At 51.5% G+C, this 16,874-nt stretch carries 17 protein-coding genes; 5 read left to right on the forward strand and 12 right to left on the reverse strand.

Features of this window, described 5'->3' with window-relative positions; genetic code table 11:
* The 3 genes from B2633_RS10510 to lexA all read left to right on the forward strand — a co-directional run.
* The coding region (locus tag B2633_RS10510; RefSeq protein WP_483170589.1) for a (Fe-S)-binding protein at nt 1-303 on the forward strand (303 nt) is incomplete at its 5' end.
* Between the two features lie 268 nt (nt 304-571).
* Entirely contained in the window at nt 572-1,297 is a 726-nt protein-coding gene (locus B2633_RS10515; RefSeq protein ID WP_483170591.1) for a tRNA 2-thiocytidine biosynthesis TtcA family protein, read from the forward strand.
* Between the two features lie 134 nt (nt 1,298-1,431).
* Complete coding sequence (lexA, locus tag B2633_RS10520) at nt 1,432-2,043, forward strand: transcriptional repressor LexA (protein WP_483170592.1); 612 nt, start codon at nt 1,432-1,434, stop codon at nt 2,041-2,043.
* A gap of 65 nt (nt 2,044-2,108) precedes the next feature.
* Here lexA and glnA read toward each other — a convergent pair whose 3' ends face one another.
* The 3 genes from glnA to B2633_RS10535 all read right to left on the reverse strand — a co-directional run bounded on the left by glnA (nt 2,109) and on the right by B2633_RS10535 (nt 5,248).
* Nucleotides 2,109-3,437 carry a type I glutamate--ammonia ligase gene (gene glnA, locus B2633_RS10525; protein WP_483170593.1) on the reverse strand — a complete coding sequence of 443 codons (1,329 nt, stop codon included), beginning with the start codon at nt 3,435-3,437 and terminating at the stop codon, nt 2,109-2,111.
* Between the two features lie 80 nt (nt 3,438-3,517).
* Nucleotides 3,518-4,003 carry a DUF456 domain-containing protein gene (locus B2633_RS10530; RefSeq protein ID WP_483170595.1) on the reverse strand — a complete coding sequence of 162 codons (486 nt, stop codon included), beginning with the start codon at nt 4,001-4,003 and terminating at the stop codon, nt 3,518-3,520.
* 18 nt (nt 4,004-4,021) lie between these two features.
* The gene (locus tag B2633_RS10535) at nt 4,022-5,248 is read right to left on the reverse strand and encodes a methionine gamma-lyase family protein (protein WP_483170596.1); all 1,227 of its coding nucleotides are present in this window, start codon (nt 5,246-5,248) and stop codon (nt 4,022-4,024) included.
* A gap of 213 nt (nt 5,249-5,461) precedes the next feature.
* Between B2633_RS10535 and B2633_RS10540 the strand changes: the two genes are divergently transcribed.
* Together B2633_RS10540 and B2633_RS10545 are read left to right on the forward strand one after the other, a co-directional pair.
* A complete protein-coding gene (locus tag B2633_RS10540; RefSeq protein ID WP_483170597.1) occupies nt 5,462-5,656 on the forward strand; it encodes a helix-turn-helix transcriptional regulator in 195 nt (64 codons plus the stop codon).
* Nucleotides 5,657-5,659: 3 nt separating this feature from the next.
* A complete protein-coding gene (locus tag B2633_RS10545; protein WP_483170598.1) occupies nt 5,660-6,136 on the forward strand; it encodes a hypothetical protein in 477 nt (158 codons plus the stop codon).
* A 95-nt stretch (nt 6,137-6,231) separates the two neighbouring features.
* Here B2633_RS10545 and B2633_RS10550 read toward each other — a convergent pair whose 3' ends face one another.
* The 9 genes from B2633_RS10550 to mutS all read right to left on the reverse strand — a co-directional run.
* Nucleotides 6,232-7,128 carry an AAA family ATPase gene (locus B2633_RS10550; RefSeq protein WP_483170600.1) on the reverse strand — a complete coding sequence of 299 codons (897 nt, stop codon included), beginning with the start codon at nt 7,126-7,128 and terminating at the stop codon, nt 6,232-6,234.
* A gap of 170 nt (nt 7,129-7,298) precedes the next feature.
* Nucleotides 7,299-8,090: an alpha/beta fold hydrolase gene (locus tag B2633_RS10555; RefSeq protein WP_483170601.1), complete on the reverse strand. Its 792-nt coding sequence runs from the start codon at nt 8,088-8,090 to the stop codon at nt 7,299-7,301.
* Nucleotides 8,091-8,259: 169 nt separating this feature from the next.
* A complete protein-coding gene (hfq, locus tag B2633_RS10560) occupies nt 8,260-8,511 on the reverse strand; it encodes an RNA chaperone Hfq (RefSeq protein ID WP_481038980.1) in 252 nt (83 codons plus the stop codon).
* A gap of 62 nt (nt 8,512-8,573) precedes the next feature.
* On the reverse strand, nt 8,574-9,506 hold the full coding sequence (miaA, locus tag B2633_RS10565) for a tRNA (adenosine(37)-N6)-dimethylallyltransferase MiaA (protein WP_483170602.1): 933 nt from the start codon (nt 9,504-9,506) through the stop codon (nt 8,574-8,576).
* 21 nt (nt 9,507-9,527) lie between these two features.
* Nucleotides 9,528-10,310, reverse strand: a complete 783-nt coding sequence (locus tag B2633_RS10570) for a class I SAM-dependent methyltransferase (RefSeq protein ID WP_483170603.1) — start codon at nt 10,308-10,310, stop codon at nt 9,528-9,530.
* 12 nt (nt 10,311-10,322) lie between these two features.
* Nucleotides 10,323-12,050, reverse strand: coding sequence for a DNA mismatch repair endonuclease MutL (mutL, locus tag B2633_RS10575; protein ID WP_483170605.1), 1,728 nt, complete (start codon nt 12,048-12,050; stop codon nt 10,323-10,325).
* Nucleotides 12,051-13,397, reverse strand: coding sequence for a histone deacetylase family protein (locus tag B2633_RS10580; RefSeq protein WP_483170606.1), 1,347 nt, complete (start codon nt 13,395-13,397; stop codon nt 12,051-12,053).
* On the reverse strand, nt 13,394-15,076 hold the full coding sequence (locus B2633_RS10585) for a hydantoinase/oxoprolinase family protein (protein WP_483170607.1): 1,683 nt from the start codon (nt 15,074-15,076) through the stop codon (nt 13,394-13,396). Before B2633_RS10585 ends, B2633_RS10580 begins: the two co-directional genes overlap by 4 nt.
* Nucleotides 15,077-15,105: 29 nt before the next feature.
* Nucleotides 15,106-16,874: DNA mismatch repair protein MutS (gene mutS, locus B2633_RS10590; protein ID WP_483170609.1), on the reverse strand; the 1,769-nt coding region annotated here is incomplete at its 5' end.

Below are 16,874 nucleotides of genomic sequence, written 5' to 3' on the forward strand. Positions count from 1 at the left end.
GAGCAGCCCCGCGAATTGCTGCGCCGCATCCCCGGGGTGGAGCTGGTGGAAATGCCCCATGCAGCCAGTTGCTGCGGCGGGTCTGGAACCTATTCGGTCACCCATCACCAGCTTTCCATGCAAATCCTGGACAAAAAGATGTCCAACGCGGCATCCACCGGGGCTGACATCCTGGCCACCTGCTGCCCCAGCTGCATAATGCAGCTCAACTTCGGCTGCAAGCGCAGCAATTGGAATGCCGAGGTTCTGCACCCCGTGGTATTGCTGAATCGAGCTTATGAACCGGCTCCGGCCGCAGTATAGAACCATTACGAGTCCGGCCTGGTTGTTAACCCAACCAGGCTTTTATATTGGTAATATTAGGATATAATTAATGGTAATGAAAGAGATTTGAGGCCAATGATTCATTTTATCAAGTTTACTCGCTTCATAACAGGAAACTGCTTTGCTATTCGCTTGATCGGCACATGATCAACACCGGAGAGCGAGCTGGAAAAACGAGTTGTTGGATATTTGACAGCAGAAGTGTTTGCTTAACTTTTGCCATTTGCAGGAATGGGAGTGCCGCCAATTGAGCCAGCGACGGATTAAACATATGTTTAAACAGGTGCGCGACGCCAGCCTGAAGTACAACCTGATCGAGGAGGGTGATCGAATTCTGGCCGGAATTTCCGGGGGCAAAGATAGTTTGACCATGCTGTACTTCCTCACGCTGGTGCAGAAATACACTCCGGTGAACTTCTCCATCTCTCCAGTGATGCTGGATATGGGCTGGGGCGAGGACCATCAGGCTGTCGCCGATTATTGCGAATCATTGGGTTTGGAATTGTGGGTGGAGCACACCCATATAGGCCGTATCGTTTTCGAAAACAGACGGGAAAAAAACCCCTGCGCGCTGTGCGCCAATCTGCGCCGCGGCGCCTTAAACCGCATCGCCAGGGATATCGGCTGCAATAAGGTTTCTTTAGGCCATCACATGGATGATGCGGTTCATACCTTCTTTTTATCAATGCTTTTTGAAGGGCGATTCCATGTCTTTAAGCCCAGAACCTACCTGGATCGAATGGATGTTACCCTTATTCGCCCCTTGGTTTATGTTGCCGAAGCGGATATTGAGAAATGCGCGGCCTCCCTTAAGCTGCCGGTGATGGCTTCGCGCTGCCCGGCCAGCGGGCAGACCAAGCGGGATGAAGTCAAACAGGTGTTGGACATCATTGAAGCCCAGTTCCCTGGTGCCAGACAACGTTTTTTGTCAAGTCTGGAAAACGCCGCCCCCGATTGTTTTTGGTCTGTATAGGCGGGCTGTCGGCAGTGACAAACGACCAAAGCCATTTTATCAGTTCCCCGCAGCCGGTTAAATACATGCGAACATGTGTTTTTATCAGCCGGGGTATGCTATAATGTTGACAAACATGATGGGAGGGATTCCCAGTGCCTGAGGATTTAACACCCCGTCAAGAGCAGATTTTGGGTTACATCAGAAACCAGATTAAGAATACCGGATATCCTCCCTCGGTGCGTGAAATCGGCCAGGCGGTTGGCTTGAAATCCAGTTCAACGGTGCATGCCCATCTGGTACAGTTGGAGGAAAAAGGCTATCTGCGCAAGGATCCTACTAAACCACGTGCTATTATTCCGGTGCCGACCCAGGAAGAACAGAGTCTCACCCAGATAGTATCACTGCCCTTGATCGGACAGGTGGCAGCCGGTGTCCCGATTCTGGCCGAGCAGAACATAGATGCTTTCATACCGGTACCCATGGAGTTGATCGGCAGCGGCCAGCACTTCCTTTTACAGGTCAGGGGCGACAGCATGGTCGATGCCGGTATTCTTGACGGAGATTATCTGATTGTCCGTCAGCAAGCCGATGCCAGCAACGGCGAGATCGTGGTGGCCTTGTTGGAAGATGAGGCTACGGTAAAAAGGCTGTTCAAGCATGATGGTTATGTGGAGCTGCGCCCGGAGAACCGGACCATGCAGCCTATCATAGTTCCGCATGCCGTAATAGCAGGCAAAGTAGCGGGCCTGTTGCGCCGTATGTAGGGTGACAAATAAAGACGGGTGACACCTGGGGTTTCCAAGGGTCACCCGTTCCCAACTATCCTCTGCTAGAATTTCTCCAGATACTCCTCGATTTCCCACTCGTAGACCCGCGAACTGTAAGTTTCCCATTCTTTAATCTTGGCATAACAGAAGCGCGAGTGAATATGACGCCCCAGGGCCTGCTGGATCACCTCGTCGCGGTTCAGCTCAGATATGGCTTCATAGAGATTCTCTGGCAGCGATTCGATATTGTTGAGTTTTCTATCCGCCAGGTTCATCTCATATATGTTTTTGTCTACAGGCGGCAGAGGTTCTTCCCGGTTTTTTATCCCTTCCAGACCGGCCTTTAAAATCACTGCCAGACCCAGGTAGGGATTGCAGGTGGGGTCGGGGCTGCGCACTTCGATGCGGGTACCTATCCCCCGCCGGGCCGGGATGCGGATTAAGGGACTGCGGTTGCGGTAAGACCAGGCGATATATACCGGAGCCTCATATCCCGGCACCAGCCTTTTGTACGAATTTACGGTAGGATTGGTGATGGCGGTGATAGCCCGGGAATGCTTCATCACCCCGGCGATAAAATATCGGCAGGCATCGCTCAGCCCAGCCGGATCGTCGGCATTGTAAAAAGCGTTTTTCCCATCTTTAAAAAGTGAAATATGCAGGTGCATCCCTGAACCGGCTACACCGAAAAGCGGTTTAGGCATGAAAGTGGCATGCATGCCGTGTTGTTGAGCCACGGTTCGCACCACTATACGGAAGGTGACGATATTATCAGCCGTTTTCAAGGCGTCCTGGTATTTGAAATCTATCTCATGCTGCCCCGGCGCTACCTCGTGGTGAGCGGCTTCGATCTCAAAGCCTATGCTCTGCAGGGTCTCCACCATGTCCCGGCGGGCGTTCTCACCCTTGTCAACCGGGGGAAGGTCGAAATAACTGGCCTTGTCATTGGTCTTCAATGTGGGGGTGCCGTCTTCGTCCAGGTGGAACATGAAAAATTCGGGTTCCGGCCCCACCTGCATGGAATAACCCATCTCAGCAGCCTCTTTGAGCATATTCTTCAAGGCCTGGCGCGGTGAACCGTGAAAGGGCTGATTATCCGAGTCATAGATGTCACAGATCAAACGCGCCGTTTTGGCATCAGAGTTGGGATTGGACCAGGGTAAAATCAGAAAAGTATCCAAGTCCGGCTTAAGATACATATCAGATTCTTCAATACGCACAAAACCTTCTATAGATGAACCGTCAAACATCAATTCCCCATCCAGGGCTTTCTCCAGTTGATCTTCAGTAATGGAGATAGCCTTCATCACTCCAAGGATGTCGGTGAATTGCAGCCGGATGAATTTAACATTCTCGTCCGCGGCGATTTTCATAATGGTGCTCTTATCCATAATAAGCCTCCTGTTAGCGTTCTCAAAGTCCTAGCATACCACACCTGTCTGCGGCAGTAAACCGCTCCGCGGCATGTATACTATATAACTCTAACCAAAAACGAGACTACCATTATTATCCCTAATAGAAGATTAAAAAACAGTCCCGAGAACAATCCTATCACAGTGCCGAATCCGGCTTTCACAGCCTTGTTTATGTCGTTTACACTGAGGTACTCCCCCAGCATGGCTCCAACCCAGGGTCCTATCAACAATCCCAGGGGAGGAAAAATAAACAGTCCTACAAAAGTGCCGATAAAAGCGCCCCATACTCCGGCCCGGGTGGAGCCCGAATATTTAGCTCCCAGAGTAGTTGACAGATAGTCGACGACTACCGACAACAAGGTGATTCCACCCATCATAGCGATATATGCCACGTTGATAACCTCAAAGCCTTCATACCAGCCATAAGCCACAATGATGCCTAAAATCAGGGGTATACCTGGAATCAATGGAACAATAACTCCCACCAGTCCCGCCAGCATTAAAAGCACCGCCAGAACCAGCACCAGAGTATCGGTCATCATCAATACACCTCCTAAAGGTCAATCAGCTGGCGGCCTTAATGCCCGAATCAGTTGAGCCGCCGCATAACGACAGTGTTCATAGGTTAACCCCCCCTGCACATAGGCACAGTAGGGCTTTCTGGCCGGGGCATCACAGGAGAATTCAATTGAAGATCCCTGTACAAAAGTGCCCGCTGCCATTATCACTGGAACATCATAGCCCGGAAGATGGGCAAATTCCAACTGCACATCACTGTCTACCGGCGAGCAATTCTGCACCACCTGACAGCAGCGCTGCAGCTGGTCTATATGATCGAAACAGATGGACTGTATGATATCAGCCCGGGGCTCACTCCATCCGGGCTCTACCCGGTAGCCCGCCTCTTCGAACAGGGCAGCCAATAAAACCGCCCCCTTCAGTGCCTGCAACACCGTATGCGGAGCCATAAACAGGCCCTGAAAAAACCAGCGCTTATCAACCAGGCTGGAGCCCATTTCCTTGCCCAGTCCGGGTGCGGTAAGGTAATAAGCGATGGACTCGATCAGTGGGGCCCGTCCCGCGATATAACCACCGTTAGGGGCCAGTCCCCCGCCGGGGTTCTTGATCAAGGAGCCTGCCACCAGATCAGCTCCCGCCTGGCAGGGTTCTTGCTGCTCGACAAACTCCCCGTAACAGTTGTCCACCAGAACAATGCAGTCAGGCTTTTGCCCTTTCACCAATTCAACCAGGCGTTTAATCCCTTGGACCGGGATGGCCGGGCGCAGGCTGTAGCCGCGGGAACGCTGGATCAACACCAGTTTGGTATTCCGGTCCACCGCCTCTTTAATAGACTTTTCATCCGGCAGCCCGGCTCGGGTTAGGGGTATCTCCTTATAAAGGATGCCCTTCTTCATTAAAGTGCCTTTGCGCTCAGGGCCTCCGTCAATAATGTTTAACAGGGTGTCATAGGGCCTGCCGCTGATGCTGAGCAATCCATCCCCCGGCTGCAGCAGCGCGAACAAGCAAGCTGTTATGGCATGGGTGCCGGATACGATCTGCGGGCGCACCAGGGCATCCTCGGCCTGAAAAACCTCGGCATAAACCCTTTCTAATGCTGCACGGCCGGTATCTCCATAGCCGTAGCCGGTAGAACCATAAAAATGATGCTCCCGCACCCGGGCTTGCTGAAAGGCCTTCAGCACCCGCTCTCCATTAATATAGGCATTATCTTCAAATAGTCTAAACTGTGGATAAACCAAGCTTTCGGCTTTTCTTACAGCTTCCATGGCATCCGCCAATGATTGCGGCCTCACTTTCCGTCTTTTGTAGTGCATCTACCCTTCATATTATACACGGGCCTGGTGAAGAACCACAATTCGTTTGACATGTGGTGTTTCATCTGGGAAGCGAGGCGTCGTGCAAAAAATATATTACATAAAGCAAAATATATTTTACTTTATGTAATATATTAATTATAATGATGTCAGGAGATGATGCTTTTGAAAAACAAAAAAATAAAAATGGCCAGAGTTGAATTGGACTTGTCTCAAGAACAGCTTGCGGAAATAGTAGGAGTCACCAGGCAGACCATTCATTTGATTGAGTCGGGTAAGTATAATCCCAGTTTGAAATTATGTGTTGAAATCTGCAGGGCCTTGAACAAAACCCTGGATCAACTTTTTTGGGAGGATTGATTAATGAATACCGATAGGATCGTTAAAGAAGCCAGAATCATTATGTATGCAGCCCTGATTGTGGGAATGGCTCTGTTGGCAGTGGGAATAGCCTTTGCCTGGACAGATGCTCGCATCATAGCAAACAACCGGTCGGTGGTCGGATTGTCTTTCATCCCCTTGACAGTGTCTTTCTTTTATTACCTCAAGCTGACCAGGATACGGAACAACCCCCAAACCATGAAAGCAATTATTATCAATGAGAATGATGAAAGGCTGAACGCCTTGAAAAATGAGGCGGATGCCAGAGCGCATAAAATTGTGCAGGCAGCGTTGTTTCTTGCCTATATGGGGTACACCCTAATAGTTCCGGAGGACATCTTTGAGTCTGTCGGATGGTGGATTCTGCTGCTGATTTTGATGCTTTCCCTCATCTCTCAGGGAATATTGACTGCAGCATCACTTCGAAAAGAGCAGGCGATTCATGAAGAGAACGAATGATGTGGAATGATCAAGCCCGCCAGTCTGGCTTTCAGCCGCAAGAACACACCGGTCCGTCGACTCGATCATCACGCCTATGCAGTGTTTTGCCATGATCAGGTTTTGAGGTCCGCAAGTTCCGGCAAATCAACATCCTCAATGGTGGTCAAGTCTTTGCGGGTCAAATGGGTCTTGTCTATGATGCGCAAGGCCTGGCGGCGAATTGATTTTTCGGTGAGATTGCGCACAAAGCGGGCATTGCCGCTGTGGGGATGCCTGTGGCTGGTAAACTCGGTCAGGATATGCTTCAACTTCCAACGGCCGGCGCTGCTTAGTGCATACTCCCTCTCGGCGTAAAGGTGCAGGGCTATTTGGAAAAGTTCTTCACAGAGATAATCATTAAAATGTATGTGTATCGGAAATCTTGATCTTAAGCCGGGATTGGAACGCACGAAATGATCCATTTCGTTGCAGTACCCGGCCAGTATCACCACCAGATTATCCCGGTGGTCCTCCATCTGTTTCACTATAGTGGCGATGGCCTCTTTGCCAAAGTCTTTTTCCCCACCCTGTGCCAGCGTATAGGCCTCGTCAACAAATAGAATACCGCCCAGGGCTTTTTGAACGCTTTCCTTGGCTTTCTGCGCGGTGTGACCGATATACTCCCCTACCAGGTCGGCTCTCTCCACCTCGACCAGATGCCCTTTATCGAGCAGCCCGATATCTTTGAAAATCTTGCCCAGGATGCGCGCTACCGTGGTTTTGCCCGTACCGGGATTGCCCTTGAATATCATATGCAGGGACACCGGCTGTGACTTGAGATTCTGCTCGGAGCGTTTGATCTGTATCAAACTGAAAGCGGTAATCTCGGCCAGCATTTTTTTTACATCCATCAGTCCGATCAATTTATCCAGTTCTTTAAAGGAAGGACGGTCGAAAATTTCCGGGCAAAAATTGCTGGATGCCCGCTGCGGAAAGACCTCGGGATTGTTAAACTTTTTTGATATTTGCACTGTATCACTACTCCTATCTGTTGTACCCTATCATATGACACCCAGACAAAAGTGGTGCTACTTCGGAGCAGGTTGGTTTTACCTGTTTGGGGGCAACAGGGTTGAGGACCGGCCAGCAAGGAAGATTCTATTTGTTGGCCTTTCTTGGTTAGCTTGGTTGGCTGAGCTTTTTACGACGTACAATCATTTATAAAAGAAAGCAATAACCGGTTGAATTGTTCGGGCTGGTCCAGATTTGCCACATGGCCCGCGTTGGCAATGGTTTTTACCGTACAATCCGTATAATGCTTGGTCCAATCCGCAAGATGCTTTTGTATGGTTCCTCTTGTATCCTGCTCACCGGCAACCACCAGCAACGGCGCGTCAAATCTGAACCTTTCTTCATGCAGACAGGCGCTAAAACCCTGCCACGACATAAGAAATTCCCGCTTATCCATTTCCTCGAACATCTGCGCGATATTCAGCAATGCCGGTTTTGTATGGACGCTTCCTTTGGCCATGGCTTTTTTAAGTCCCTGCCAGGTGTAAAGATACTTCATAATCGCCCCGGAGTATGCTAACAGTGTCTTTTCCCATTTAGGATAAGGCATGAATAACGGCGTTACCCCTGTCAGCATATAACCTACTGCGCCCCCGGCAAGGAATGCATATTCCTGCGCGACAAAAGCGCCCATTGAAAGCCCGCACAGTAAATACTGTCCGGGCTTTTCCGTATCGATTATAGCCTGAATATCTTCTGTCGCCAGTTTTACACTGAATTCGTTCGCAGGCCTTGACTTTCCATGGCCGCGGATATCAATGTTGATCACCGGATAGCCATTTTCCTGCAAACATGCAACCTGCGGCTCCCACATGGCGCGATGCAGTCCGTAACCATGCGTTAAAATCACAGTGATGGCTTGTTTCCCCGGCAAATACTCATAAGCTACTTGGCATCCTTCTCGATTTATAAACTTTTCCATAGGTCCTCCCATTCCTCAAGTGTTTACCATTACCCGCTTAATCATTAACGAAGCTTGTCTGTCAAACATATTCATAGCTACAGCTGGTGGGTTACCAGGGCTGGTTCATAAAAAGGACCCTGTTCTCAAACGAACAAGGTCCTTTATAACTACATTCCTCTATTCTTGATTATTTTTCCTCTTCATTCCTGAAATCCAGATTAAGCATGCCGAGCGGGCGGATAGGCGCAACGGTGGAAATAGCGTGTTTATAAACCAGCTGTTGCTTGTTGTCCATTTCTACTATCACGGTAAAATTATCGAATCCCTTCACCACGCCTTTGATTTGGAATCCATTTACCAGGTAGATGGTGACCGGGGTCTTATCCTTCCTAACCAGGTTTAAGAAAGTATCCTGCAGGTTGATCTGGCCTTTCGTCATTTAAGCAGCCCCTCCATTCAATAAAAACTCATACTCTTTATTATCTCTTCCTGTAGACATTTCTACAAGCCCCAAATATGTCCTGCCATTGAAAAAGAAATATTTTTTGCCAATTTATCAGCATCATAAAATTCACCGGGTTCAAGCCATATTATACGGTGGTCTTTTCTGAACCAGGTTAACTGGCGCTTGGCGAAACGACGGGTTTCTTTTTTGATCTCCTCTATCATCATCGCTTTGTTGATAAAGCCTTCCAGATAATACATAACCTGCTTGTATCCCAGAGCTTGCATGGAGGTATGGCTCAAAGAACATCCCTGTTCCCGCAGTCTCAGAACCTCTTCAATCAACCCCTGTTCAATCATCCCGTCGACGCGCTGTTCAATGCGGGCATACAGCTGGCTGCGTTCCATGCTCAAGCCAATCGCCACCAGATGATATTGATGGCGGTTGCGGGCCTGAAAACGGGAAAACGGCTCCCCGGTCAATGCGAATACCTCCAGGGCGCGCACCAGTCGTCTCTGGTCATTGCGGCCGATAATGGCAGCATAATCGGGGTCGACCGCTTGGAGGCGTTCAAAAGCGAAATCAAGCCCGTGAAGCGATATAAGTTTGTTCCAGTAATCCCGGATAGCCTGACGTTTGGCCATGGGGTAAAACTGGTAATCGTCGACCACAGCCTGATAATACAGGCCGGTTCCCCCGGTAAGAACGGGCAGTATACCGTTCTGGTTAAGATGGTTGATAGTAGCTTTGGCCAATTGCTGGTACTGCGCGACGCTGAACTCCTCCCAGGGATCCACGATGTCGATGAGATGGTGGGCTACCCGGGCTTGCTCAACCGGAGTGGCCTTGGCAGTGCCAATATCCATACCCCGGTAAACCTGCATGGAGTCGCAGGACAGTATTTCCCCATTAAGCTTTTCCGCCAGCTCAACAGCCAGCGTGGTTTTACCGCTAGCAGTCGGTCCCACAATGGCCAGCAGTTTATCCAAATTGTAAACCACCTTTGCGCGTCAATCGCTGTTGACGTCGATTATTCCGAAATGAACCTGATTATGTACGCTGCCAACTACCTGATCGAATCCCAGCCTGGAAAACTCAGGGCTTCCGGCTCGTTCCTTCAACAGCACTCTTTTTCGGGCCACCCGCCCGGCTTCGCTTATGGCCTGTTCGCTCAAGGGCAGTGAGTCGCCAAGCATACGGATAGGGCTAAGGGTTTCGCTCTTCAACAGCGGTTTTCTAAACATAGGATCAAAGTATACCAGGTCAAAGGATTTGTCGGGCAGACTCTGTAAATAGCATAAATGGTCGATAGCCTGGACTTTGATGCGGTGAACGGCTTCATCAAGCCAGGGCATCCGGGAATCATAAAGCCGCATGCCCCATTTGATCGTATAAGCGATAGCCGGTGAGGATTCCAGTGCTGTCACCTGGCCCTGGGCAAAATATGCCAGAACGATGCTGTCCGCTCCCAGCCCCATAGTGCAGTCCAGTATAAGATCTCCCGGCTTAACCCGGGCGGCCTCAATGAGAGGATCGGGCTGATCTTTCCTGCGGTAAGCGCTGAGGCGCACTTTGGCCATGCTGGGATGAAAAAACAATTTGTCCTCCCCGATATGCAGAACCGGCACTGGCCGTTGCCAGACCAGGATGGCGTCAGTCTGACATTCTTGCTGTATGGCATAAAGCCCCCTGCGCTGACGGGGTACATACTCAAACTGACTGTCATCCAGAAACTGCCGGAAGGCCGGATCCGGTTCTATCCGGGATTGGGTTGTGGTAGCAACAATCTTCATTGACGACCTCAATCAACGCTTAAACATGTGTTCCAAATCCTCAGAAGATATCTTTATCAAGGTAGGGCGTCCATGGGGGCAGTACTTGTAATCCGGGGTATCTAACAGCTCCATAATCAATTGCGCCATTTCGGCCTGGTTTAGAAGCTGGCCGGCTTTGACTGCCTGCTGGCAAGCCATCCTCATCAAGGCCTTGACGCGCCACTGATCTTTGCCTTCCGGTTGGGGAGCATCCAGCATTTCTACAATGGTTTGCTCTTCGTGCCCGCTCAAGCCCGCAGGCACAGCCCGTATCACTACTGTATTATGCCCCAGCAGGCCGAGGTCGAAACCCAGGCTGCGGAAAAACTCGCTCTGTTCTTGCAAAAGTTCGACCTTTAAAGTCGATAATTCTATTACTACAGGAAATACCAATTCCTGGCACTCCCTGGCCTGAGCCTGATCCCGGTCGAGCAAGCGGTTGAATATGATGCGCTCATGAGCGGCGTGTTGGTCGACAATATAGAGTACCCGGTCTATTTCCGCCAGAATATAAGACTGCCGGAATTGACCTATGATGTTGACGGCAGCGGTAGCAGGGTCTTGATACCGAATGACCGGATCTGGTTCAAGGGTCCTGGGCTTAGGCTGAAAAGCCGGCTTATAGTTCTGAAAGGCGGGGATACCCCCGGAAATCCAACCGCCTGATATGGCTTCGGCCAGATCGGTCCCGGCTGCGGCCTCATGGGCGACGCGCTGATAGCCGCTGATACCTACCTGATGCTCCTGTAAACGGTTTTTTATGACCTCATGAACCGCTCGAAACACATCATGATCCTTGCGGAAACGAACTTCGTTTTTCTGCGGGTGCACATTGATATCCACCTGCCCGGGATCGATGACGATGTTGATTATAGCTACCGGAAACTCCCGCGAGACCAGCATGCCCTGATATGCCTGATCTACCGCCCGGTACAGAAGCGGGCTGCGTATGGGGCGGCAGTTGATATAGAAGCATTGCAGTTTACGGTTGGACTTTTTTAGCTCCGGGCGGGATATATATCCCGACAAAGAGATGTTCTCACCCTCGTATGATAAGGGCAGGAGCTGCTCCATCAGGCTGGAACCGTGCACCGCTATGATAGCATCGCGGAGCTGCCCGTTGCCCGGGGTCTTATAGTACAGACGCCCTTCGTTGCTGAATGAGATCGAGATATCCGGACGGGCCAGGGCATAGCGCCCCACCAGCTCATTGATGAAAATCCCCTCACTGACAGGCGATTTCTGAAAGTGCTTGCGTGCCGGGGTATTGTAAAAAAGATCTTCTACCAGCATACGGGTTCCCGGTACGGCTTCACGCTCTTCGCAGGCCAGAATCCGGCCTCCTTCGATGTGGAAGAACAGACCGGGTTCGCCTGCGCAGCGGCTGAAAACCTTAACCCGGGCTACGGCAGCAATACTTGGTAGGGCTTCGCCACGGAATCCCATGGTGATTATTTGCTGCAGATCGTCCACCGAGCTCAGTTTGCTGGTAGCATGGCGCTGAAATGCCAGTGAAATCTCATTAAGGGGTATGCCCCCTCCGTCATCCTCAACCTCGATGCTGAGGCCGCCGCCTCCGGTGATCCGCACCGCAATACGTGAAGCACCGGCGTCGATGGCGTTTTCCAGCAGTTCTTTGACCACTGAAGCCGGCCTTTCGATGACTTCACCAGCCGCGATTTTGTTGATTAGATGGTCATGCAGCAGCCGAATCGACATTTACAGCCTCGTTTCCTGTTTGGTTCGGGTATCTATGACCCGATATTCGTCGCCGGCCTTGTTCTGCAGGTATGCCAGTTCATTATTGCCATTCTGCAAGGTCTGGTAAGCCTCCTGCCCCTCTGCCTGGCAGTTGGGGCAGGCCTGGAAAGGTATCGACACACAGCCCACCGTGTAGGTTTTGCCGGAGGGGTGCTGGGCCGAAGACACGATGGTTTTGAACCCCGCACACTGCGGGCACATGCGCAGTTCAACCCGCTGCTGTTCGTGAATATAATCGGTGTCATAAAATATGTTTCTCATCTCCATGCGGAAGGGGCGCTCCTGCTTGGCCAGGGTTTGAGCCACCTTTTCTTCCCGTTCCCGGAATACCCTGAGTTGTGTATCCACGATGCGCTGTAAGATCTCACGGTTGCCTCCCGGTTCTTTGTATTTGTGAGGCGTAAAATCGGGCTCCTTCAAATTGGAGAAATCGATCCCCGCCATGGCCATAATCAAACCCATGTTGATATACGGCAGGGCTGATTCCACCGAGTAGCCGCCTTCCAGAACCGCAATATCAGGCTTGAGACGCTGGTTTAGCCTCGCATATCCCTGGGCGGTGAAGCACATATTAGCCAGGGGATCGCTGTAATGATTGTCCTGTCCGGCTGAATTGACCACCAGGTCGGGTTTGAATTCTTCCAGTATGGGCATTACCAGATTATCCAGTACAAACAGTATTCCTTCGTCGGTGGTGCGCGGCGACAGCGGGATATTTATGGTGGTTCCATAAGCCAAAGGCCCGCCGTTCTCTTCTACGAAACCGCTGCCCGGATAAAGGGTGCGGCCATCCTGGTGAAAGGAGATAAAAAGCACATCGGGGTCGTCCCAGAAAATTTCCTGGGTGCCGTCCCCATGGTGTACATCGGTGTCCACTATGGCGATGCGCTTCAATCCGTATTTATGGCGCAGGTATTCTATCATGATGGCCTCATTGTTGATGTTGCAGAAGCCCCGGTTGCCGTGCACCACGGTCATGGAGTGGTGCCCCGGGGGACGGACGATGGCAAAGCCGTTCTTCACTTCGCCGGTTACAACCGCATCGGCCATGCGCAGTGCTGATCCGGCTGAGACCAGATGGGCCTCGGTGATCTGCGATTCTATGTCAGGGACGCAGAAATGCACCCGGGCAATATCCTTGAGGGTGGCCAATCCCGGCTGATATTCACGTATCTGCGGCAAATCCATGATACCCTCTTCAAATATCTGGTCGCGGGTATATAGCAAGCGCTCTTCACGCTCCGGGTGGGTTGGGGTTATGGCCCAGTCAAAGGCCGGGAAAAACAATACTCCGGTCGGCTTCATTCACTCACCCCCTGGTATTCTTCGATGAATCCCGGTGCGACCTGTATGCCTACCTCGAATATCTTGCCTACCCGGTCCCAACCGCGGATCATATTGAACTGTTCTTCCATAAAGAAACCGGCATCAACGGTGTACTTATCGATGCCCCTCTGGCGGCTGATTTCTTCCAGACAGCTGAGGGCCAGCACCTTGGCGTCCGCCAGTTGAAACTTCCGGGGCGATTCGAGGCTGCCTTTTAATCCCCCCGGATCGACAGTATATATATTGCTGGCGGTATCCACATGCAGATGCAGGGCCAGGGTGGGGCGCACCACTGTCGCTCCCAAAGCGTTGGCTACCGGCGCATAGTTGTGGATGAAGGAAGGAACCCCGATCTCCTCGGCCAGCACCGGCACCATGGCATGGGCTGCCGCCCCTATGCCGATAATGCGGTCCAGCCTGAATTTGCGACGATGCACCACTTCCCATACTTTATAGGCCGGCTCATTTTCCCACTCGGTGAACATTTCGGTGATAGCCCGCTTCAAGCGTTCGATAACGGTTTCCACCACAAAAAAGCACAGATTTTGCAGATCCATACCAGCCGAAGCGGCCAGAGACTCCAGTGATTCCTGGGAGCGTCCGGAATCCCCCACCCCCAGTTTGAAATAAATATTAAAAACATCGGTTACGGTTGGTTCGTCCCCGCCGAAACAGGCGGCAGGTCCGATGCGCATCGGACCCACCTTGATGCTGTTCTCCCGGCAGCGGATGACGCTGTCCCCGCCCAGAGCGATGGAGCGCACCGCAAAAGCATTGATATGGGTATGATGCTTTTCGATTTGAGCTCCTTTGGAAGCGTACAGGGGCTGTCCGGCGATAAGCAAAGATATATCGGTAGTGGTGCCGCCGATATCGACCACTACCGAGTTTTGCTGGTCACGGCTCAAAGCGGTGGCGCCCATGGTGCTGGCAGCCGGGCCGGAGAATACGGTCTCGCAGGGTTGATTGCGCGAGGCCTCCAAAGGCATGGTGCCTCCGTCCGCTTTGAGGATGTGAATCTCGGCATCTGCAATCCGAGCCTGTATGGCCTGGCTGATGCGGTCTGCAAAACGGTTCCATTCCGGCATGGTCATGGCGGTAAAATAAGTGGTGGCAGCCCGCCTCGGAAAATTTAGTTTGCCGGAGACTTCAGCACTTATGGTCACTTGCATTTCAGGGTCGTTTTGCCGGATGAATTCTCTGATCTGTTGTTCCAAGGAATGGTTGCGGTTGGAGAATTTGCAGGCTACGGCTATGCGCTTAATCCCTTTCTGCTTGATATCCTGCCAAACCTCTTGGAGTTCTCTTTGATCGATGGCTTCAATTACCCGGCCGCGGAAATCTACGGCTCCTTTTAGAAAATAGATGTCCCGGCTGACACCGTAGGCTTGATGAGGAAGTCCGTACCCGGGCAGCATCAAAAGGGCAGTCAGTTCCCCCTGCCCGGTAACCAGCAAATTGGTAACCAGGGTGGTGCTCAGCACAATACGGTTAATGGCTTTTCCGTCCGCTGCCGCCAGGAGTCCATCCAGGACCTCTAAGAGGCTCTCCTGCAGATGATCCGCTTGGGTGGGCTTTTTAACCGCAGCCAATATCCGGCCGTCATCGAACAATACTCCGTCAGTGAAGGTACCACCCACATCGATACCAATTAACATGGCAACACCTCCTTATGTAAATAAGCATATCAATTAAACTCGCTTTTCCATCGATAAAGGATATTTAAAGCTTCACGCGGGCTGAGGCTGTCCACATCCAGCCGGCGCAGTTCTGTGAGGAGCGGGTTTTCGGCCGCAAATAAAGCCGGTTGTTCGAACACCAGTGAAGCTGAGGCTTCTTGCGGCCTGTTTTCCAGCTGGTTTAGAATCTCCTCGGCACGTTTCAGCACCGTCCCTGGCAATCCGGCCAGACTGGCCACATGGATTCCGTAACTTTTATCAGCTTTTCCCGGTAACACCTTTTTTAAAAAAACTACCGTATCTCCAGTCTCTTTTACCGATACCGAGAGGTTGACGATACCGTTGGTATCTTCGGCCAGGGAGGTAAGTTCGTGATAATGGGTGGCAAAAAGGGTACGGGCTTTAATTCTGTTGGCCAGATCCTCACTGACTGCCCTGGCGATGCTCAGCCCGTCGAAAGTACTGGTGCCCCTCCCGATCTCATCCAGTATCACCAGGCTGCCCAGGCTGGCGTTATGAAGTATGTTGGCTACCTCCACCATTTCCACCATAAAGGTGCTCTGGCCTGAAGCCAGGTCATCACTGGCCCCTACCCGGGTGAATACCTGGTCGGCCACACCGATATGAGCCTCACGGGCTGGCACAAAACTCCCTATCTGGGCCAGGATAACGATCAGGGCGGTTTGCCGCATATATGTGCTTTTGCCCCCCATGTTGGGGCCGGTGATAAGCATAAAGCGGGACTGGTCTGAATCCATGCGAATATCATTGGGCACAAAGCGGCCGTCCTGAAGGAATTGCTCTACTACCGGGTGGCGCCCTCCCTTGATTTCAATTTTACCACTTTCATCCACCCGGGGACGAACATAATCATTGCGGAAGGCGCATTCTGCCAGGGACAGGAGCACATCCACCGCAGCCACCCGCCCGGCGCTGTCCTGAATGCGCTGCAGGTGCCCCGCCAGGGCATTTCTAACTTTGGCAAAAACTTCGTATTCCAGTGCGAACAGGCGCTCTCTGGCGCCCAGGATTTTGTCTTCGTACTGTTTTAGCGGTTCAGTTATGAAGCGTTCAGTATTGACCAGGGTCTGCTTGCGTATATAGTCCGGGGGCACCAGGTGCAGATTGGAACGGCTGATTTCCAGGTAATAACCGAATACCTTATTAAATCCTACTTTTAGATGCTTTATGCCGGTGCGCTCTTTTTCTTTATTTTCATAATCGACTAACCAGGCTGATCCTTCGTTGGAGAGTTGTTTCAATTCATCGATTTCTTCATCAAAGCCGGGTTTTATAAGGCCGCCCTCTTTTACGGCTAAAGGGGCGTCATCTTCGATGGCCAGATCAATCAAGCCGGCCAGATCATCCAGATTGTCCATGGCGCTCGCATGGCGAAGGGTTTCATTTTGGCATTTTTGCAGTATGCTTATTAAATCCTTTAAGGCCAGGCAGGATGATTTCAGGGCTAAAAGATCCCGGGGGTTAGCCAGGCCGCTTCCCAGCTTTCCACTCAGGCGCTCCATGTCGTAGATGCGTTTTAAGACCACCGCCAGTTGCTCCCGCAGCACAATTTGCCGGAACAGCTCTTCTACTCCATCCAGGCGTTCGTTAATAGCGCCAACTTCCCGCAGGGGAAGTTCCAGCCACCTTCTCAAAAGCCTTTTTCCCATGCTGGTGTGACACAAATCCAGGATGCTGAATAAAGAGCCCTGCTTGCCGCCTTCGCGAAGATTGCCGGTGATTTCAAGATTCCTCCGTGAAGCGGCATCGATGGTCA

Origin of the sequence: Syntrophomonas sp. UBA1041, from assembly GCF_002316705.1 — a bacterium.
Lineage (GTDB): Bacteria > Bacillota > Syntrophomonadia > Syntrophomonadales > Syntrophomonadaceae > DTU019.